The following is a 17,612-nucleotide window of genomic DNA, read 5'->3' on the forward strand; positions in this document are numbered from 1 at the left end:
AATGTATAATTTCTTTTCAAAGAAACAAACTAATGTCATTACTCAATAAAGGAGGAAAAATGATATGTCAGTACTTGAGAATTGGCATGAGTGGAAAAACTTTCTTGGAGATAAGCTGAATCAAGCGGCAGGTGCAGGAATGAATAACGATACGATTAACAACCTGGCCTACCAAGTGGGCGATTATCTTGCTAGTAAAGTGGACCCGAAAAATGAGCAGGAAAGAGTACTTTCTGATTTATGGTCTGTTGCTTCAGAAGAAGAACAAAAAGCGATTGCCAGTATGATGGTAAAGTTAGTACAAAATAATGGAACTCGTTAAGAGAGGGATCTTTTCCCTCTCTTTTTTCTTTCATTAAAAGAGCAAATCATATATGATAGTAGCTAGACACTATCATTAACAGGCTTTTCAATAAAGCCGCTAGGAGCGTTATTTATGTCCAAAAAAGAATGGTATTTGGAATATAAAATTGTGAAGAACCGTCCAGGGCTGTTAGGTGATATATCTTCACTGCTTGGTATGCTTTCCATTAATATCGTGACAATTAATGGTGTGGATGAAGCGAGCCGCGGTCTGTTAATTTTGGCAGAAAGTGAAGATCAAATCAGAAGGCTGGAGTCTATTTTAGTGACAATGGATACGATTCAAATTATCAAATTAAGGGAACCTAAATTAAGAGATCGTATGGCCGTGAGACATGGCCGTTACATTCAGCGGGACGCGGACGATAAAAAAACATTCCGTTTCGTCCGGGATGAACTTGGACTTCTCGTTGATTTTATGGCAGAATTGTATAAAATGGAAGGGCACAAATTAATTGGTATTCGCGGGATGCCGAGGGTCGGAAAGACAGAATCTATTGTGGCGGCAAGCGTATGTGCGAATAAACGCTGGCTGTTCGTCTCGTCAACGATGATTAAGCAAACGGTCCGCGATCAGTTAATCCGTGATGAGTATAACCCGAATCACCTATTTATTATGGACGGGGTAGTTTCAACGAAACGAGCCAGTGAAAAGCATTGGCAGCTTGTACGGGAAATTATGAGGCTTCCTGCAGTTAAAGTAATAGAACATCCAGATATTTTCGTTCAAAATAGTGAGTACAAATTGGAGGACTTTGATTATATTATTGAGATTCGCAATCATCCTGACGAAGAAATTACATATGAACCAGTGGAAAAAAATAGATTATTTCAGGATTCGGATTTTGGCGGCTTTAACTTTTAATTATGGAAGGTGTTATGGGTGACAGAATTAGGAAACCGCTTAAGAGAAGCGCGAGAAGCAAAAGGGCTGTCCTTAGCAGATGTGCAGGAAATAACTAAAATACAAAAAAGATATTTAACGGGTATTGAAGAAGGCAATTACGACATGATGCCCGGCAAGTTTTATATTAGGGCATTCATTAAGCAATATGCTGAAGCGGTCGGGCTTGATCACGAGCAATTGTTTGAAGAATACAAAAGTGAAATTCCTTCTTCTCATGAAGATGAAATTCCGCAAAGAGCGACGAAGGTAGAGACAGTACGAAATACCGTACCTGCTGAACCATCGAAGCTTCTGGAATATCTGCCGAAGATTTTAGTGACGGCTTTCGTGATTGGGGCTATTTTTCTAGTGTGGGTTCTTATCCCGAAAAGTGGTTCGAACGATAAAGCAGTGAAAGAAGAAACGGTCATTGAACAGCCAAAAGAGCAGGCAGGCGAAGGAACAGAAGTGAAAAAAGAAACAAAACAACAAGTAAAAGCGCCAGAGGAAGTCAAAAAAGAAGAGCCTGTGAAGCAAACGCTGACGGCGGCTGGAGCGAGCGGCCGGAAAGCAACGTATCAGCTCGGGGATGCGGAAAAATTTGAAGTATCTATTCTATCCAAAGGAGAAACATGGATAGGAGTAACCGATGGAAGCGGGAAAAGCTATTTTGGCAATATACTTACTAAAGGACAAACGCAAACGTTCGATTTAACAGGACAAACAGAAGCGAAGATTGTCGTTGGTTTTGCACCTGATACGGAAATTAAAATCAATGGCGAAACGCTGGCGTATCAACTTCCAGCTGATAAGCAGGTAAGGCAGGATATCATGATCCAAGTGCAGCCGGCTGGACAATAATTCGTTAGTGTTTCCGGACCGTTTTTGTAAGCTGTCCGGTGGTGATAAATAGGTGGAGGGTCCATTGTGAATTTACCGAATAAGATTACTGTTTCAAGAATTTTAATGATCCCAATATTTTTAGTCATTATGCTGGCTGATTTTGATTGGGGAGAGATGAACTTTTTGGGCACAACAATGCCGGCTGCGCACTTCTGGGGGGCGATGCTGTTTATTTTTGCATCGACAACGGATTGGATTGACGGTTATTATGCAAGGAAATTAAATATGGTTACAAACTTAGGAAAATTTTTAGATCCGCTTGCCGATAAATTGCTCGTATCAGCAGCATTAATTGTGCTCGTTGATTTTGGAATGGCTGCTTCCTGGATTGTCATTGTCATCATTAGCCGCGAATTTGCAGTTACAGGGCTGCGGTTAATCCTGGCAGGGGAAGGCGAGGTCGTTGCGGCTAATATGCTTGGAAAGATTAAGACATGGACGCAAATTATTGCAATTTCAGCATTGTTGCTTTACAATGCTCCGTTCGAAAGCTGGGGAATTCCATTTGCAGATTTCTCTCTTTGGATCGCTGCTTTCTTCACGGTTTGGTCGGGATGGGATTATTTTTATCTCAACCGTGGTGTATTTAAACATTCTAAATAATAGTAAGAGGCTATCCTGAAATAAAGAGCCGGGCATCCCTATCATATATAGTATAAATAGTTGATCAAATACTATAGGGAACAGGGCATTTACAGGATAGCCTCTTTTTGAAGGGAAAGAAGGGGTAAGAAGAATGAATGCAGAAATTATTGCAGTAGGCTCTGAATTACTGCTTGGACAGATTACGAATACGAATGCCCAATTTCTGTCGCAGCAGTTAGCGGAAATTGGTATCAATGTGTATTATCATACGGTCGTTGGCGATAACAGCAGCCGGGTTCTTGACGTTGTAAAAGAGGCTGAAAAGCGCGCAGACTTGCTGATCTTTACTGGAGGGCTTGGTCCTACAAAAGACGATTTGACGAAAGAAGCGATCGGCTCCCATATCGGCCGGCCGCTTGTCTATCATGAAGAGGCGTTGAAAAGTATTGAACATTACTTTGTAAAAACGAAACGTCCGATGACTCCAAATAATAAAAAACAGGCGCTCGTGATGGAAGGAAGCACGGTTTTTCCGAATGATCACGGCATGGCACCTGGCATGATGGTCAAAGGGACAAAGAATTTCTATATGCTTTTGCCTGGACCTCCTCGGGAAATGCAGCCGATGTTTACTAACTACGCGAAACCCGCACTGCTAAATATCCTTGAGAAAGTCGAAAAAATAGAATCGCGCGTATTAAGATTTTTTGGCATTGGTGAATCGGCATTAGAAACAGAAGTAGAGGATTTACTGCTGGCACAGCAAAATCCGACTATCGCTCCATTAGCAGGGGATGGGGAAGTGACGCTCCGGATTACGGCTAAGCACGAATCAGAGGCAACGGCTTTACGGATGATACAAGAAGTGGAGGAAGAGATTCTCCGCCGGGTAGGTGATTATTTTTATGGATACAATGATACGACCATTGTCCGTGAACTTGCAGATCGCTTAGTGGAGTCATCACAGACGGTGGCTGCGGCTGAAAGTTTGACGGGAGGTCTATTTCAAAGTGAAATGACTGCTGTACCTGGAGCAAGCCAGTTTTTTAATGGCGGTATTGTGTGTTATTCTAACCGCGCAAAAGAAAAACTTGTACAAGTGAAAACAGAGACATTGGCTGATCACGGGGCAATAAGTGAAGCGTGTGCCATTGAATTGGCAGAAAATGTCCGTCAGCTGCTGGATGCTGATTTTGGTATTAGTTTTACAGGTGTTGCCGGCCCGGATGCAGCAGAAGGGCATCCGTCTGGAACGGTGTGGATCGGCTTATCTTCTAAACTTACTGGGTCAAAGGCGTTTAAGCTCCAATTGGCTGGCAGCCGTGCAGGCATTAGAAAGAGGTCAGTCAAGTATGGCTGCCACTATCTGCTGGTGGAACTTGCAAATAATAAGTAGAAACGTTCAGAATATTGTTGATTATTCTGATGAATATGCTGTATAATTAAGCTAGAAGTTTAATTCAAAGTGAACACTCTTATTGTGAGCGGCGGAGGGATTAGGCCCGATGAAGCCCGGCAACCTTCAGGCAGAAATGTCTGAAACGGTGCTAATTCCTGCAGGTGTTGAGCCTGAAAGATAAGAGGAGGATTTTATAATAAAGCCCTCTTCTTTTACGAGAAGAGGGCTTTTTATATACCTCACGATCATTAATGATAAGTTATTTAATAAATCAGGAGGGATTGACAATGACGAAAGAAAACTGGGGTCAAGAAACAATTTTGCTTCATGGAGGACAGGTGCCTGATCCAACGACAGGGGCCCGCGCTGTGCCGATTTACGAATCGACTTCTTATGTTTTTGAAGATACAGATCATGCCAATGCTTTGTTTGCTTTGCAAAAGCCCGGCAATATTTATACACGTATTACTAACCCGACAGTAGATGTGTTTGAGAAACGAATTGCCTTGTTAGAAGAGGGAGCTGCAGCTGTTGCTCTTTCATCAGGTATGGCTGCGATTTCTTTTTCTATATTGAATCTGGCTCATGCAGGGGATGAAATTGTGGCGGCGGCGAATTTGTATGGCGGTACATATAACTTATTCGCTAACACTCTTCCTAAATACGGAATTAATGTGAAGTTTGTTGATTCTACAGATCCGGAAAATTTCCGTGCAGCAATAACTTCGAAAACAAAGGCGATTTTTGGAGAAATTATTGGCAACCCATCTTTAAATGTACTTGATGTGGAAAAAGTAGCAGATATTGCTCATGAACACGGGATTCCATTGATTGTAGATAATACGTTTGCTTCTCCTTATGGAGCGAAGCCGCTTACGCGGGGAGCTGACATTGTTGTCCACTCTGCTACAAAGTGGATCAGCGGCCATGGAACGGTTATTGGCGGTGTAGTAGTAGACGGTGGTACGTTTAACTGGAATAGTGAAAAATTCCCTGGATTTACGGAATCCGACGAGTCTTATAATGGGCTAAAATATGCAGACATTGAAGGCCCAGCATTCGCTATTAAATTACGTGTACAGCTGTTGAGAGATTTTGGTCCGTCTTTAAGTGCCAACAGTGCCTTTTTGCTTCTTCAAGGATTAGAAACATTGCACCTGCGTATTCAGCGCCATCACGAAAATGCGCTCGCTATCGTTGATTATTTAAACAATCATCCAGGTGTGGAATGGGTATCCCATCCAAGCCTTGAGAACCATCCATCTCATGAACTAGCGAAAAAATATTTAAATAATACATTTGGTTCTATCGTTGTCTTCGGTATTAAAGGCGGACGGGAAGCAGGGAAAAAAGTGATCGACAACATTAAACTATGGTCGCATGTGGCCAACGTTGGAGATGGCAAGTCACTGATTATTCATCCGGCTTCTACCACTCACCAGCAATTAAGCAGCGAGGACTTAGAGAAATCTGGAACGAAAGAAGAAATGATCCGCTTATCGATTGGACTGGAATCACCAAAAGACTTGATTGCTGATTTGAATCAGGCAATTGAAAAGGCAACTGGTGTGGTTGCTGGAGTCTAAAGTAGGAGTGTAATAGAATGAAGAGCCTGATCTTTCATTTCGCTCCATCATCTAATTTTTGAAGTACGTGAGAGCGTAACCTTAAGTATGGCTAGACTATTTTTATATTCTTAAAATTACCTGCTCCTGTTTCTTTGTGATAAAATAAAGAAGCAGGAGTTATTTTCATCTTCTTATTTTCCACTATTCTCTCTTCTTATTTTTCTGTTTTTTTATCGCCCTTTTTCTTTCCGTAATGGCTATGTTAGTGCTTATTGTTGTTGATTGTGCTGCTTCGTTGATTGAACGGAGCTTCCTCCGTAGAAATCAACAGGGGAGTTTAACAAAGTCTCTGGAATAATAAAAACCGAATAAATGTTCGCTTTTTACTTGAAATTGTCTCAATAAAAAGGTATAGTTATTGTAGATTCTGAAACAACATGTTGATATGCATTTGATCTGATAGATTGGTAATTTTAAGGAGGAATTTTAGTGAGTGATCGTCAAGCCGCTTTAGATATGGCCTTAAAGCAAATTGAAAAACAATTTGGTAAAGGGTCGATAATGAAACTTGGAGAACAAACAGATCGGAAAATTTCCACTAGCCCAAGTGGTTCGCTCGCTCTTGATGCGGCACTTGGTGTCGGCGGATATCCGCGTGGACGTATTGTTGAAATTTACGGGCCGGAAAGCTCTGGTAAAACAACGGTAGCCCTTCATGCTATTGCGGAAATACAAGCAAATGGGGGACAGGCAGCTTTCATTGATGCTGAGCATGCACTTGATCCTGTTTATGCTCAGAAATTAGGGGTAAATATTGATGAGTTGCTGCTTTCTCAGCCAGATACAGGAGAGCAGGCACTTGAGATTGCCGAAGCCCTCGTGCGAAGTGGAGCCGTTGATATTTTAATCATTGACTCGGTAGCTGCACTCGTGCCAAAAGCGGAGATTGAAGGGGATATGGGAGATTCTCACGTTGGTTTGCAGGCGCGTTTAATGTCGCAGGCGCTTCGTAAACTGTCGGGAGCAATCAATAAATCTAAAACCATCGCAATCTTTATTAATCAGATTCGTGAAAAAGTTGGAGTTATGTTTGGGAACCCTGAAACGACACCAGGGGGACGTGCATTGAAATTTTATAGCTCTGTCCGACTTGAAGTCCGCCGTGCTGAAGCATTAAAGCAAGGAAATGACATTGTAGGGAATAAAACAAAAATTAAGGTTGTAAAAAACAAGGTAGCTCCTCCATTCCGTGTAGCAGAAGTGGATATTATGTATGGAGAAGGGATCTCTAGAGAAGGCGAGATCATTGATATGGGATCAGAAGTCGACATTATTCAAAAGAGTGGTGCCTGGTACTCATATAACGAAGAGCGTTTAGGACAAGGACGTGAGAATGCGAAGCAGTTTCTGAAGGAGAATCCGGATATCCGCCAGGAAGTGATGATGAAAATACGCCAGCATTATGGTTTGGATGCGGATTTTGTTGAAACGAACGAAGAGGAAATTCCGGAAGAGTTTAACTTGATCGATGAATAATTAAGCAGGAGCGATGTCGAAATACATCGCTCTTTTGTATATATTGGGGAATAAATCCTTTAGAAGTTCTTGAATAAAGTAATTAGAAGAGGAAACCCTTGACAACAAATTTTCACAACTATAAAATTGAAATGTGTATTTTATATTTTTTTCTCTGTAAAACTGGAAATTAGAAGCTGTATATTGAAATGTGGACACACAATGTATCAGCCGACATGTTAAAAGCATGGCAAAAGTTTATAGCAAGAGGAGGTGGAAGAATGGGAGCCATTACAATCATCTCCATTTTGCTTGGCCTAATCGTCGGTGTAGTTGTTGGCTATTTTGTTCGGAAATCCATTGCAGAATCAAAGATTGCAGGGGCAAAAAGCGTTGCAGATCAAATTATTGATGACGCGAATCGTGAAGCAGAAGCACTGAAGAAAGAAGCCCTGCTTGAAGCAAAGGATGAAATTCACACGCTTCGTACAGATACGGAATTAGAGCTACGTGAACGAAGAAACGAATTGCAAAAACAAGAGAATCGTTTATTACAAAGGGAAGAGAACCTCGATCGAAAAGATGAATCGCTTGATAAACGCGAAGTGCAGCTTGAGAAAAAAGAGGAAGCTCTTACTGAGAGACAACAACATATTGAAGAGATGGACAGCAAAGTGGAAGAGATGATCAAAAAGCAGCAGGCGGAACTAGAAAGAATCGCCAGTCTGACCCGGGATGAAGCTCGCTCCATTATCTTAGATCGAACGGAGCAAGAGCTTGCACACGACATTGCTGTAATGACCAAAGAGCAAGAGAACCGTGCGAAAGAAGAAGCAGATAAGAAAGCAAAGTCAATCCTATCTCTTGCCATTCAGCGCTGTGCAGCTGATCACGTGGCAGAAACGACGGTTTCCGTTGTTACGCTGCCAAATGATGAAATGAAAGGCCGGATTATCGGACGTGAAGGACGAAATATCCGTACATTAGAAACATTAACGGGTATTGATTTGATTATTGATGATACACCAGAAGCGGTCATTCTCTCCGGATTTGACCCGATTCGTCGGGAAGCCGCAAGAATTGCACTTGAGAAGCTAGTACAGGATGGACGTATTCATCCGGCTCGTATTGAAGAAATGGTGGATAAAGCACGTAGAGAAGTAGATGAGCATATCCGTGAAGTTGGTGAACAAACGACCTTTGAAGTGGGTGTTCATGGATTGCATCCAGACTTAATTAAGATTCTCGGACGTTTAAAGTATCGAACAAGCTATGGTCAAAATGTACTTAAGCATTCCATGGAAGTTGCTTATTTAACAGGTTTGCTGGCATCAGAACTTGGAGAAGACGAGACGCTCGCCCGTCGTGCTGGTTTGCTACATGATATCGGTAAGGCAGTCGATCATGAAGTGGAAGGCAGTCATGTAGAGATTGGTGTAGAGCTCGCTACAAAATATAAAGAGCATCCTGTTGTCATTAACAGCATTGCTTCCCATCATGGTGATACCGAGCCAACGTCCATTATTGCAGTACTCGTAGCTGCAGCCGATGCGCTATCAGCTGCAAGACCAGGTGCACGCAGTGAAACGTTGGAAAACTATATACGCCGCTTAGAAAAGCTCGAGGAAATTTCGGAGTCATATGATGGTGTAGAGAAATCATTTGCTATTCAAGCAGGTCGTGAAGTGCGTATCATAGTGAAACCAGAACAAGTAGATGACCTTCAAGCACATCGATTAGCGCGTGACATACGCAAACGAATTGAAGGAGAACTTGATTATCCGGGACACATTAAAGTAACAGTCATAAGAGAAACTCGTGCTGTAGAATATGCAAAGTAAAGCGGTGTGATGAATCACACCGCTTTCCCTATGGGGAAATAAAGAGAAAGAAAGGAACATATATGAAAATATTATTTGTAGGAGATGTCGTTGGGGCCCCCGGAAGAGACATGATTAGTCAGTATTTGCCGATGCTTAAAAGCAAATATCGTCCTGAATGCACCATTGTGAATGGAGAGAATGCTGCATCTGGCAGGGGGATTACAGATAAGATCTACCACCAGTTTTTAAAAGATGGTGCTGATGTAGTGACACTGGGCAATCACGCTTGGGATAATAAAGGTATCTTTGAATTCATTGACGAAGCAAAAGCGCTCGTTCGTCCTGGGAATTTTCCGGAAGATGTTCCTGGAACAGGTTTATTATTTACTAAACGGGCTGGTGTAGAAGTGGCTGTTATTAATTTACAAGGACGGACGTTTATGCCTGCATTGGACTGTCCGTTTAAGAAGGCTGAGGAGCTCGTGGTAAAAGCGCGTGAACGGACACCTATTATTTTCATCGATTTTCATGCAGAAGCTACAAGTGAAAAACAGGCACTAGGGTGGTTTCTAGATGGCAAAGTCACTGCTGTAGTAGGTACTCATACACATGTACAAACAGCAGATAATCGTATTTTGCCAAAAGGAACCGCGTACTTATCTGATGTTGGTATGACTGGACCATACGATAGTATTCTTGGTATGGAGAAAGAGGCTGTGTTAAAAAAATTCATAACAGGGCTGCCAGTCCGATTTGAGGTGCCAAACAGCGGCCGGACTCAACTGAGCGCTTGTTTAATTGACGTTGATAAGAAGACAGGAACAGCCAAAGCCATTCATCGTCTGTTAATTAACGAAGATCATCCATTTATTGCTGAATAGAAGATCGCCCTCTTTTGTTTAACAAGACAAGTAATACAGAAGCTTGTCTTCGAATATAGTAGGAATGGAAGGATAGCGAACGACTATGTTCGTTAGTAAGAGCATTCGGTATCGCTTAACAAAAGGGGGACAAGAAATGGATATATTAAAAGTTTCGGCAAAGTCTAATCCTAATTCTGTAGCTGGTGCACTTGCCGGTGTTCTGAGGGAAAGAGGGGCCGCTGAAATTCAGGCGATCGGAGCTGGAGCACTTAATCAGGCAGTGAAAGCAGTAGCGATTGCTCGGGGGTTTGTTGCTCCGAGTGGAGTGGATTTAATATGTATCCCGGCCTTTACAGACATCATGATTGAGGAAGAAGAACGAACAGCTATCAAGTTGATCGTCGAACCTAGGTGAGGCGATAAAATGTGAATAAACCCTGCTTTTTGACAGCATGAAAGGAGCAAAAACTGCTCACTTATTCTGCTTTCTTGAAGCGGGTTTTTCTTTTTTTTATTCTTTGTTGAAGGTCTCTGTCGCTTTCCAAGGGTGGCCTGAGAGTTTCTTCGTCACTATCGCTCCAATTAACAAAAGGGAAAAATCAATACTAGTCATTAACATAGCCTTTTATGTATTTACGATGTCTATTTTCACAGCTGTAATTAAATTCCCTGAGAGGATGAAAAAGATGATTTTTGATGGGCATTGTGATGTATTATACCAATTGCAAAAAGATCAGCGAAAAGATTTCAACAATCCTTCTTTGCACGTTACATATAGTCGTCTAAAGCAAGCGCAAGCAAAGGTGCAATGTTTTGCCATCTTTTTATCTTCATCGATCAAGCCGCATGATCGGTTTAGATCGGCATTGGAGCAAATTGATTTATTTTATGAAAAAATCATCAAACCATATCCAGATATGAAAGTGGTTAAGACAAGGCAGGAATTAGATGAACTGAAAAAAGGAGAAATCGGGGCAGTGCTCACTCTTGAAGGCTGCGAAGCGATCGAAGAAGATCCATTGAAATTAACCACTTTGTACCGGCTGGGTGTAAGGTCGGTGGGACTGACGTGGAATCATGCTAATGCGTTAGCGGACGGAGTCATGGAGAAAAGAGCTGGCGGTATAACAGAATTTGGCGGTCAAATGATCCAGCTGCTGAATGAGTGGGGGATTTGGACGGATGTATCTCATTTGTCAGAGAAATCCTTTTGGGATGTGATCGAAAAGGCAGACTATCCTATCGCCAGCCACTCCAATTGTTATCAACTTTGTCCGCATCCGCGCAATTTAACGGATGATCAAATGAAAGCATTAATTAAAAAGAATGGAGTGGTTGGATTATCATTTGTTCCATTCTTTGTGAAAGAGAAGGGAGAAGTAAACGTCCTTGATTTGTTAAAACATGTAGAGCACGTTTGTGAAATCGGCGGCGAAGATCACCTTGGCTTTGGCTCAGACTTTGACGGCATTGATGAAACCATTGGAGGTCTGCAATCGTATGAGGGATATGAAAAATGGGCTGAGCTCCTTCAAAACTACTATTCAGCGAGACAGGTAGAAAAATTTCTATGGACTAACTTTTCAAGCAGATTTCCATACTAGGTCAGCAAAATGTGACGATGTAATATAAAATGCATAACAATAAAAAAGCCGTCATTGGTAAATTTTGCGGTTTAGCAGTGCCAGTCAATGCCGCAAATAGGACTGCTTTTAAAAGACGGTTGAATGAAAAACCAGCGGATCAAGAAGCTGGTTTTTTGTATGTTAAATGTTCATAATCATCTATTGTTTAATCAATTAGAAAGCTATATACTAAAATAATGTGCGCAGCTTAATAAAAGGTATTTCCTTATTTAAATATTTTTATTTGGACTTTTATGATAAGGGCTATGTTAATGCCCATTGTTGATTGGAGCGGAAAGCGAGTACCCCCAGTTGAAATCAACAGGGAAATTTAACAAAGTCATGATAAAAGAAAGGAGTTTTTTTGATGAATGAAGATCAGCGTCTGCAAGGACAGCAAGTGAAAGAGAACAATCCAGCGGACAAAAAATCCGAAAAGGATTACAGCAAATATTTTGAAACGGTGTTTCTTCCTCCATCTCTAAAGGAAGCGAAAAAGCGGGGAAAAGAGGAAGTAAAATACCATAACGATTTTAAAATTGATGAGCAGTTCCGTGGTATGGGTGACGGTAGAAAGTTTTATATCCGGACATATGGCTGTCAAATGAATGAGCATGATACGGAAGTCATGGCTGGTATTTTTATGGCTCTTGGCTATGAGGCAACAGACACAGTGGAAGATGCCAATGTGATTTTGCTGAATACATGTGCGATTCGTGAAAATGCTGAAAATAAAGTGTTCGGCGAACTTGGACATTTAAAACATTTGAAGCAGCAGCGTCCTGATTTGCTTTTAGGTGTATGTGGATGCATGTCCCAAGAAGAATCAGTCGTTAATAAAATTTTAAAAACGTATAACCAGGTTGATATGATTTTTGGTACACACAATATTCATCGTCTGCCATACATTTTGAGTGACGCTTACATGTCTAAAGAAATGGTCATTGAAGTGTGGTCAAAAGAAGGCGACGTGATAGAGAACCTGCCAAAAGTACGCCGCGGCAACATCAAAGCATGGGTAAACATTATGTACGGATGTGATAAATTCTGTACGTATTGTATCGTTCCCTACACACGAGGCAAAGAAAGAAGCCGCCGTCCAGAAGAAATCATCCAGGAAGTTCGTCATTTAGCTGCGCAAGGTTATCAGGAAATCACGCTGCTAGGGCAAAACGTTAATGCCTACGGCAAAGATTTTGATGATATGAAATATGGTCTTGGAGATTTAATGGACGAGATTAGAAAGATTAATATTCCACGCATTCGCTTTACGACAAGCCATCCGCGTGACTTTGACGACCACTTAATTGAAGTGTTAGCGAAAAAAGGGAATCTCATGGATCATATTCATCTGCCTGTTCAATCTGGATCAACAGACGTACTGAAAATTATGGCGCGTAAATATACCCGCGAACAATATCTCGAACTTGTTCGTAAAATTAAAGCGGCGATTCCTGATGTAGCATTAACAACGGACATTATTGTTGGTTATCCAAACGAAACGGAAGAACAATTTGAAGAAACACTTTCGTTATACCGCGAAGTTGGCTTTGAATCGGCTTATACATTTATCTATTCTCCGCGTGAAGGGACTCCAGCGGCGAAAATGAAAGACAATGTTCCGATGGAAGTGAAGAAAGAGCGGTTACAGCGTCTAAATGCAGTTGTGAACGAACTATCGGCTGAAGCGTTGAAGAAATATAACGGCAAAATCGTTCCTGTACTCGTTGAAGGGGAAAGTAAAAATAACCCTGACGTTTTAGCAGGTTATACGAATAAAAATAAACTCGTGAACTTTAAAGGTCCAAAGACAGCGATCGGAAAAATTGTGAATGTAAGAATTACAGAAGCAAAAACGTGGTCTTTAGACGGAGAAATGATTGAAGAACATCAATTGGCTGAGGTGGAGTGAAATGGCAAAGTATACAAAAGATGATATTCTTGCAAAAGCTACAGAGCTTGCCAAAATGATTGCAGAAACAAGCGAAGTGGAATTTTTCAAAGAAGCAGAAGCAAAAATCCACGAGAACCAAAAAGTTCGAGAAAAAATTGCCAGCTTAAAAAGTCTGCAAAAGCAAGCGGTGAACTTTCAACACTATGGTAAAACAGAAGCGTTGAAAATGGTAGAAGAGAAAATGTTGAAGATCGAACAGGAGTTAGATGAAATACCTGTTGTACAGCAATTTAAAGAATCGCAAGTAGAAGTCAATGATATTTTGCAAATTGTTACATCTGCGATCTCTAATACAGTGACAGATCAGATTATTGAATCCACTGGGGGAGATGTGCTTCGTGGGGAAACGGGTGCTCAAGTAAGGCATAGCACACCTGGAAGCTGCAGCTAATAGTCGTTAAATCAAGAAGCATCAGCGATTTTCGCTGGTGCTTTTTTGGATTTAATAGGAAAGTGTTATTTTTATTCATTGTTTTAGGATTGAGCCATATAATGCTATCAAGTCGTCTCCGCTTTTCGATTGTCCAGCTCCGCCTCCTTGAAGCTCGAGTCATAATCTGTTCTGGCTGCATGGCTGAAAGGCGCCATTTCGCCAGCCCATCTTATGCTGTCACTTCAAGGCAGTCGTCTTCGCTTTTCAATTGTCCAGCTGCAGCGACTAGTCCCTCGAGGTCAAATAACCTTTCCTCAAAGAAGGCAAAGAGCAGACTTCGTTGAGGAAAGAACATTTGCTTGTCGGGTCTAATCGAGTCGCTTCCGCTTTTCTAACTTGTTTTATTATTTTTTATATGTTCTAGGCACATGTCTTGGTTTTGCTGCATATGTATAGATAGAGAACACGTGAGGAGGGACGCTCGAATGGCAGAATATAGAGAGATTATTACGAAGTCGGTCGTTGCTAAGGGCCGGAAGTTTACTCAGACGCACCACACCATTTGTCCGCCACACCACCCATCGAGCATTTTAGGCTGCTGGATTATTAATCATGAGTATAAAGCAAAGAAGATGGGGAAAAAGGTGGAGGTTCATGGAACATATGATATTAACGTATGGTATTCGCATCATGACAATACGAAAACTTCCGTCGTAACGGAGAAGGTAAGCTATAAAGATGTTATTAAGTTAAAGTATCGTGACGAAAACTGTTTTGATGACAACGAAGTATTAGCGCGTGTGCTGCAGCAGCCTAATTGCTGTGAAGCGATCTGTTCATCAAAGGACAACAAAATAATCGTCCAGGCCGAGCGGGAATTTTTAGTCGAAGTAGTCGGGGAAACGAAAATTTGTGTAGCTGTCCATCCTCATGGATGCGAAGATGATTGGGGATGCGGTATTGAGGATGAAGACTATGAGGAATTGGATACAGCTTTTATAGATCATAAAAAGAAAAAATAAAGGAAGTGCAGGCCAAATCAATAAGGCCTGCACTTTTTTTGATGGCATGAGTGAAGCGGATAAAGGGGAAATATGATATAATGTAAAGTTGAAAATAGACAGGTTTTCTTGAAAGGAATTGGACATAGATGGAACAATATACGCCGATGATTCGGCAATATTTATCTGTAAAGGCACAATATGAGGATGCCTTTTTATTTTTTCGCTTAGGTGATTTTTATGAAATGTTTTTCGAGGATGCAACACGAGCAAGTCAGCTTCTTGAGATTACGCTGACGAGCAGAGAAGGAGGAACAGAGGAACGCATCCCGATGTGCGGAGTGCCATATCATTCAGCTCCAGTTTATATTGAACGGCTCATTGAACTTGGACACAAGGTAGCGATTTGTGAACAAACAGAAGATCCTAAGCAGGCTAAAGGAGTCGTTAAACGGGAAGTAGTGCAGTTGATTACCCCGGGAACAGTGATGGAAGGAAAAGGGCTTCACGAAAAAGAAAACAATTATATTGCGGCTCTTTGCTGTCAAATTGATCGAACATATAGCATCGCTTTTTGTGATTTATCAACGGGTGAAAGCCGAACAACTGCACTCACGACTTTAGATGAAGTAGTGAATGAATTGTCTACATTGCGTGTGAAAGAAGTTGTTACGACACGGGATCTAGATGAAGAAGTGAAGAAGACGTTACAAGAGAGACTGAGTGTGACACTTTCTTATGAAGAGCAAACGGCGGAACAGGGTGAATTTGGTGCTTTAATGGGAGAGGCAGTGATTCCTAGTTTACGTGAAACAGTTCATCTTCTTTTTCAGTATTTGCATCGCACGCAAAAGCGGAGTTTGTCGCATTTGCAGCCCGTTACAGTTTATGAAATTCATCAATTTATGAAAATCGATGTTTATTCTAAACGCAATCTGGAGCTGACAGAAACCATTCGTTCGAAAGGAAAGAAAGGGTCGCTGCTATGGCTGCTAGATGAAACAATGACAGCTATGGGCGGAAGAATGTTAAAGCAATGGATTGATCGGCCGCTTATTAATAAAAAGCAAATAAATGAGCGTTTGGCGATGGTAGAAGTATTGATTCAGTCTTTTTTTGAACGTCAGGAAATTCGGGAAATGCTTAAATCTGTTTACGACCTTGAAAGACTGGCGGGCCGGGTTGCTTTTGGAAATGTGAACAGCCGTGACCTCGTTCAGTTGAAAAAGTCGCTCCAGCAAATTCCTATGCTGAAAGAGGCATTGCTGCAAATTAAAAGTGAAGCCATTCAAACTCTCTCTAACAAGATGAATCCCTGTGAAGAATTAACCGATCTTCTTGAGCAGGCGATCATTGACAATCCGCCTCTGTCGATTAAAGAAGGCGGTATGATCCAAGACGGTTTTCATGCAGCGCTAGACGAATACAGGGACGCAAGCCGAAACGGAAAGGATTGGATTGCTCATTTGCAACAAGAAGAACGAGAGAAAACAGGCATCAAATCATTAAAGATAGGCTATAACCGTATTTTTGGCTATTATATTGAAATTACGAAAGCAAATCTGCATTTGCTTGAGGACAATCGTTACGAACGTAAGCAAACATTAGCAAACTGTGAACGTTTTATTACACCGGAATTAAAGGAAAAAGAAGCGCTTATTTTACAGGCAAATGAAAAAATCATCGAGCTCGAATATGAGTTGTTTATTGAAATTCGAGAACAAGTGAAAACATTTATCCCGCAGCTGCAAAAGCTGGCGCAGCTTGTCAGTGAGCTGGATGTGCTGCAGTGTTTTGCGGAAGTGAGTGAAAAGCGGAAGTATGTCAAACCGGGATTGACAGAGGACCGTGAGCTCATAATTAAAGACGGGCGCCATCCCGTCGTGGAGAAAGTAATGGATTCACAAGAATATGTACCGAATGATTGTACGATGAACGTCAGACGGGAAATGCTGCTGATTACTGGCCCAAATATGTCGGGGAAAAGCACCTATATGAGACAAGTGGCCTTAACTTCTATTATGGCTCAAATTGGCTGTTTCGTTCCTGCAAGCGAAGCGAAGCTGCCTATCTTTGATCAAGTCTTTACGAGGATTGGTGCAGCAGATGATTTAATTTCTGGACAAAGTACATTTATGGTAGAAATGCTGGAAGCAAAAAATGCAATTGCCCATGCAACGAATCAATCGTTAATTTTATTTGATGAAATCGGCCGCGGTACGTCCACTTATGATGGAATGGCTCTCGCCCAGGCAATCATTGAATATATTCATGAACAGATTGAAGCGAAAACGCTATTTTCTACCCATTATCATGAACTGACTGTTCTAGAAGAAACTCTGCCACAATTGAAAAATGTGCATGTTAGTGCAGTAGAACAAAATGGCCGCGTTGTTTTCCTTCATAAAATAAAAGAAGGGGCTGCAGATAAAAGCTATGGTATTCATGTGGCAGAGCTGGCAGAGCTTCCGCGGGAATTAATTCAACGAGCCAATGAAATCTTAATGGAACTGGAGAAGAAAGGAAAGCCCAATGTGAAAGAACAAGAGGCAAAGCCTAAGGAACAGCCGAGCCAAACCGCTGAGCCTCTGGAGCAGCTATCCTTTTTCCATGAGTCCGTCTCGGCTCCACCTCAGCTGCAGGGAAAAGAAAGAAAAGTGCTTGAAGAATTGAAGTCATATGATTTATTGGAAATGACCCCTCTAGACGCCATGAATGTGCTGTATGCGCTGCAAAAAAAGGTGAAGAAATAGT

15 protein-coding genes and 1 riboswitch are annotated in these 17,612 nt (G+C 41.6%); all 15 genes read left to right on the plus strand.

Features of this window, described 5'->3' with window-relative positions:
- The first annotated feature begins 64 nt into the window (after positions 1–64).
- The 15 genes from QYG89_RS05085 (at position 65) to mutS (ending at position 17,611) form a co-directional block, all read left to right on the plus strand.
- Positions 65–322: a DUF3243 domain-containing protein gene (locus QYG89_RS05085; RefSeq protein ID WP_404315223.1), complete on the plus strand. Its 258-nt coding sequence runs from the start codon at positions 65–67 to the stop codon at positions 320–322.
- Positions 323–436: 114 nt separating this feature from the next.
- Positions 437–1,228: a YmfK family protein gene (locus QYG89_RS05090; protein WP_404315225.1), complete on the plus strand. Its 792-nt coding sequence runs from the start codon at positions 437–439 to the stop codon at positions 1,226–1,228.
- A gap of 18 nt (positions 1,229–1,246) precedes the next feature.
- Positions 1,247–2,110 (plus strand): helix-turn-helix domain-containing protein, encoded by an 864-nt coding sequence (locus QYG89_RS05095; protein WP_404315227.1) that lies wholly within the window; start codon positions 1,247–1,249, stop codon positions 2,108–2,110.
- 66 nt (positions 2,111–2,176) lie between these two features.
- Positions 2,177–2,755: a CDP-diacylglycerol--glycerol-3-phosphate 3-phosphatidyltransferase gene (gene pgsA, locus QYG89_RS05100; protein WP_404315229.1), complete on the plus strand. Its 579-nt coding sequence runs from the start codon at positions 2,177–2,179 to the stop codon at positions 2,753–2,755.
- Positions 2,756–2,888: 133 nt separating this feature from the next.
- Positions 2,889–4,133: a competence/damage-inducible protein A gene (locus tag QYG89_RS05105; RefSeq protein ID WP_404315231.1), complete on the plus strand. Its 1,245-nt coding sequence runs from the start codon at positions 2,889–2,891 to the stop codon at positions 4,131–4,133.
- A gap of 76 nt (positions 4,134–4,209) precedes the next feature.
- Positions 4,210–4,320, plus strand: a riboswitch (SAM riboswitch).
- Positions 4,321–4,423: 103 nt separating this feature from the next.
- On the plus strand, positions 4,424–5,722 hold the full coding sequence (locus tag QYG89_RS05110; RefSeq protein ID WP_404315233.1) for an O-acetylhomoserine aminocarboxypropyltransferase/cysteine synthase family protein: 1,299 nt from the start codon (positions 4,424–4,426) through the stop codon (positions 5,720–5,722).
- A 471-nt stretch (positions 5,723–6,193) separates the two neighbouring features.
- On the plus strand, positions 6,194–7,240 hold the full coding sequence (gene recA, locus QYG89_RS05115) for a recombinase RecA (protein ID WP_404315235.1): 1,047 nt from the start codon (positions 6,194–6,196) through the stop codon (positions 7,238–7,240).
- Positions 7,241–7,500: 260 nt separating this feature from the next.
- Positions 7,501–9,060, plus strand: a complete 1,560-nt coding sequence (gene rny / locus QYG89_RS05120) for a ribonuclease Y (RefSeq protein ID WP_404315237.1) — start codon at positions 7,501–7,503, stop codon at positions 9,058–9,060.
- A gap of 62 nt (positions 9,061–9,122) precedes the next feature.
- Complete coding sequence (locus tag QYG89_RS05125; protein WP_404315239.1) at positions 9,123–9,923, plus strand: TIGR00282 family metallophosphoesterase; 801 nt, start codon at positions 9,123–9,125, stop codon at positions 9,921–9,923.
- Between the two features lie 136 nt (positions 9,924–10,059).
- Positions 10,060–10,320 (plus strand): stage V sporulation protein SpoVS, encoded by a 261-nt coding sequence (gene spoVS, locus QYG89_RS05130; RefSeq protein ID WP_404315241.1) that lies wholly within the window; start codon positions 10,060–10,062, stop codon positions 10,318–10,320.
- A 271-nt stretch (positions 10,321–10,591) separates the two neighbouring features.
- A complete protein-coding gene (locus QYG89_RS05135) occupies positions 10,592–11,509 on the plus strand; it encodes a dipeptidase (RefSeq protein ID WP_404315243.1) in 918 nt (305 codons plus the stop codon).
- 388 nt (positions 11,510–11,897) lie between these two features.
- A complete protein-coding gene (miaB, locus tag QYG89_RS05140) occupies positions 11,898–13,442 on the plus strand; it encodes a tRNA (N6-isopentenyl adenosine(37)-C2)-methylthiotransferase MiaB (protein ID WP_404315245.1) in 1,545 nt (514 codons plus the stop codon).
- Position 13,443: 1 nt separating this feature from the next.
- Positions 13,444–13,875: a RicAFT regulatory complex protein RicA family protein gene (locus QYG89_RS05145; protein ID WP_404315247.1), complete on the plus strand. Its 432-nt coding sequence runs from the start codon at positions 13,444–13,446 to the stop codon at positions 13,873–13,875.
- A gap of 467 nt (positions 13,876–14,342) precedes the next feature.
- Positions 14,343–14,879: an outer spore coat protein CotE gene (locus QYG89_RS05150; RefSeq protein WP_404315249.1), complete on the plus strand. Its 537-nt coding sequence runs from the start codon at positions 14,343–14,345 to the stop codon at positions 14,877–14,879.
- A 128-nt stretch (positions 14,880–15,007) separates the two neighbouring features.
- The gene (mutS, locus tag QYG89_RS05155) at positions 15,008–17,611 is read left to right on the plus strand and encodes a DNA mismatch repair protein MutS (protein WP_404315251.1); all 2,604 of its coding nucleotides are present in this window, start codon (positions 15,008–15,010) and stop codon (positions 17,609–17,611) included.
- The last annotated feature ends 1 nt before the right edge of the window (position 17,612 follow it).

The sequence above is a fragment of the Bacillus lumedeiriae genome (assembly GCF_044891285.1).
GTDB lineage: Bacteria > Bacillota > Bacilli > Bacillales > Domibacillaceae > Pseudobacillus > Pseudobacillus lumedeiriae.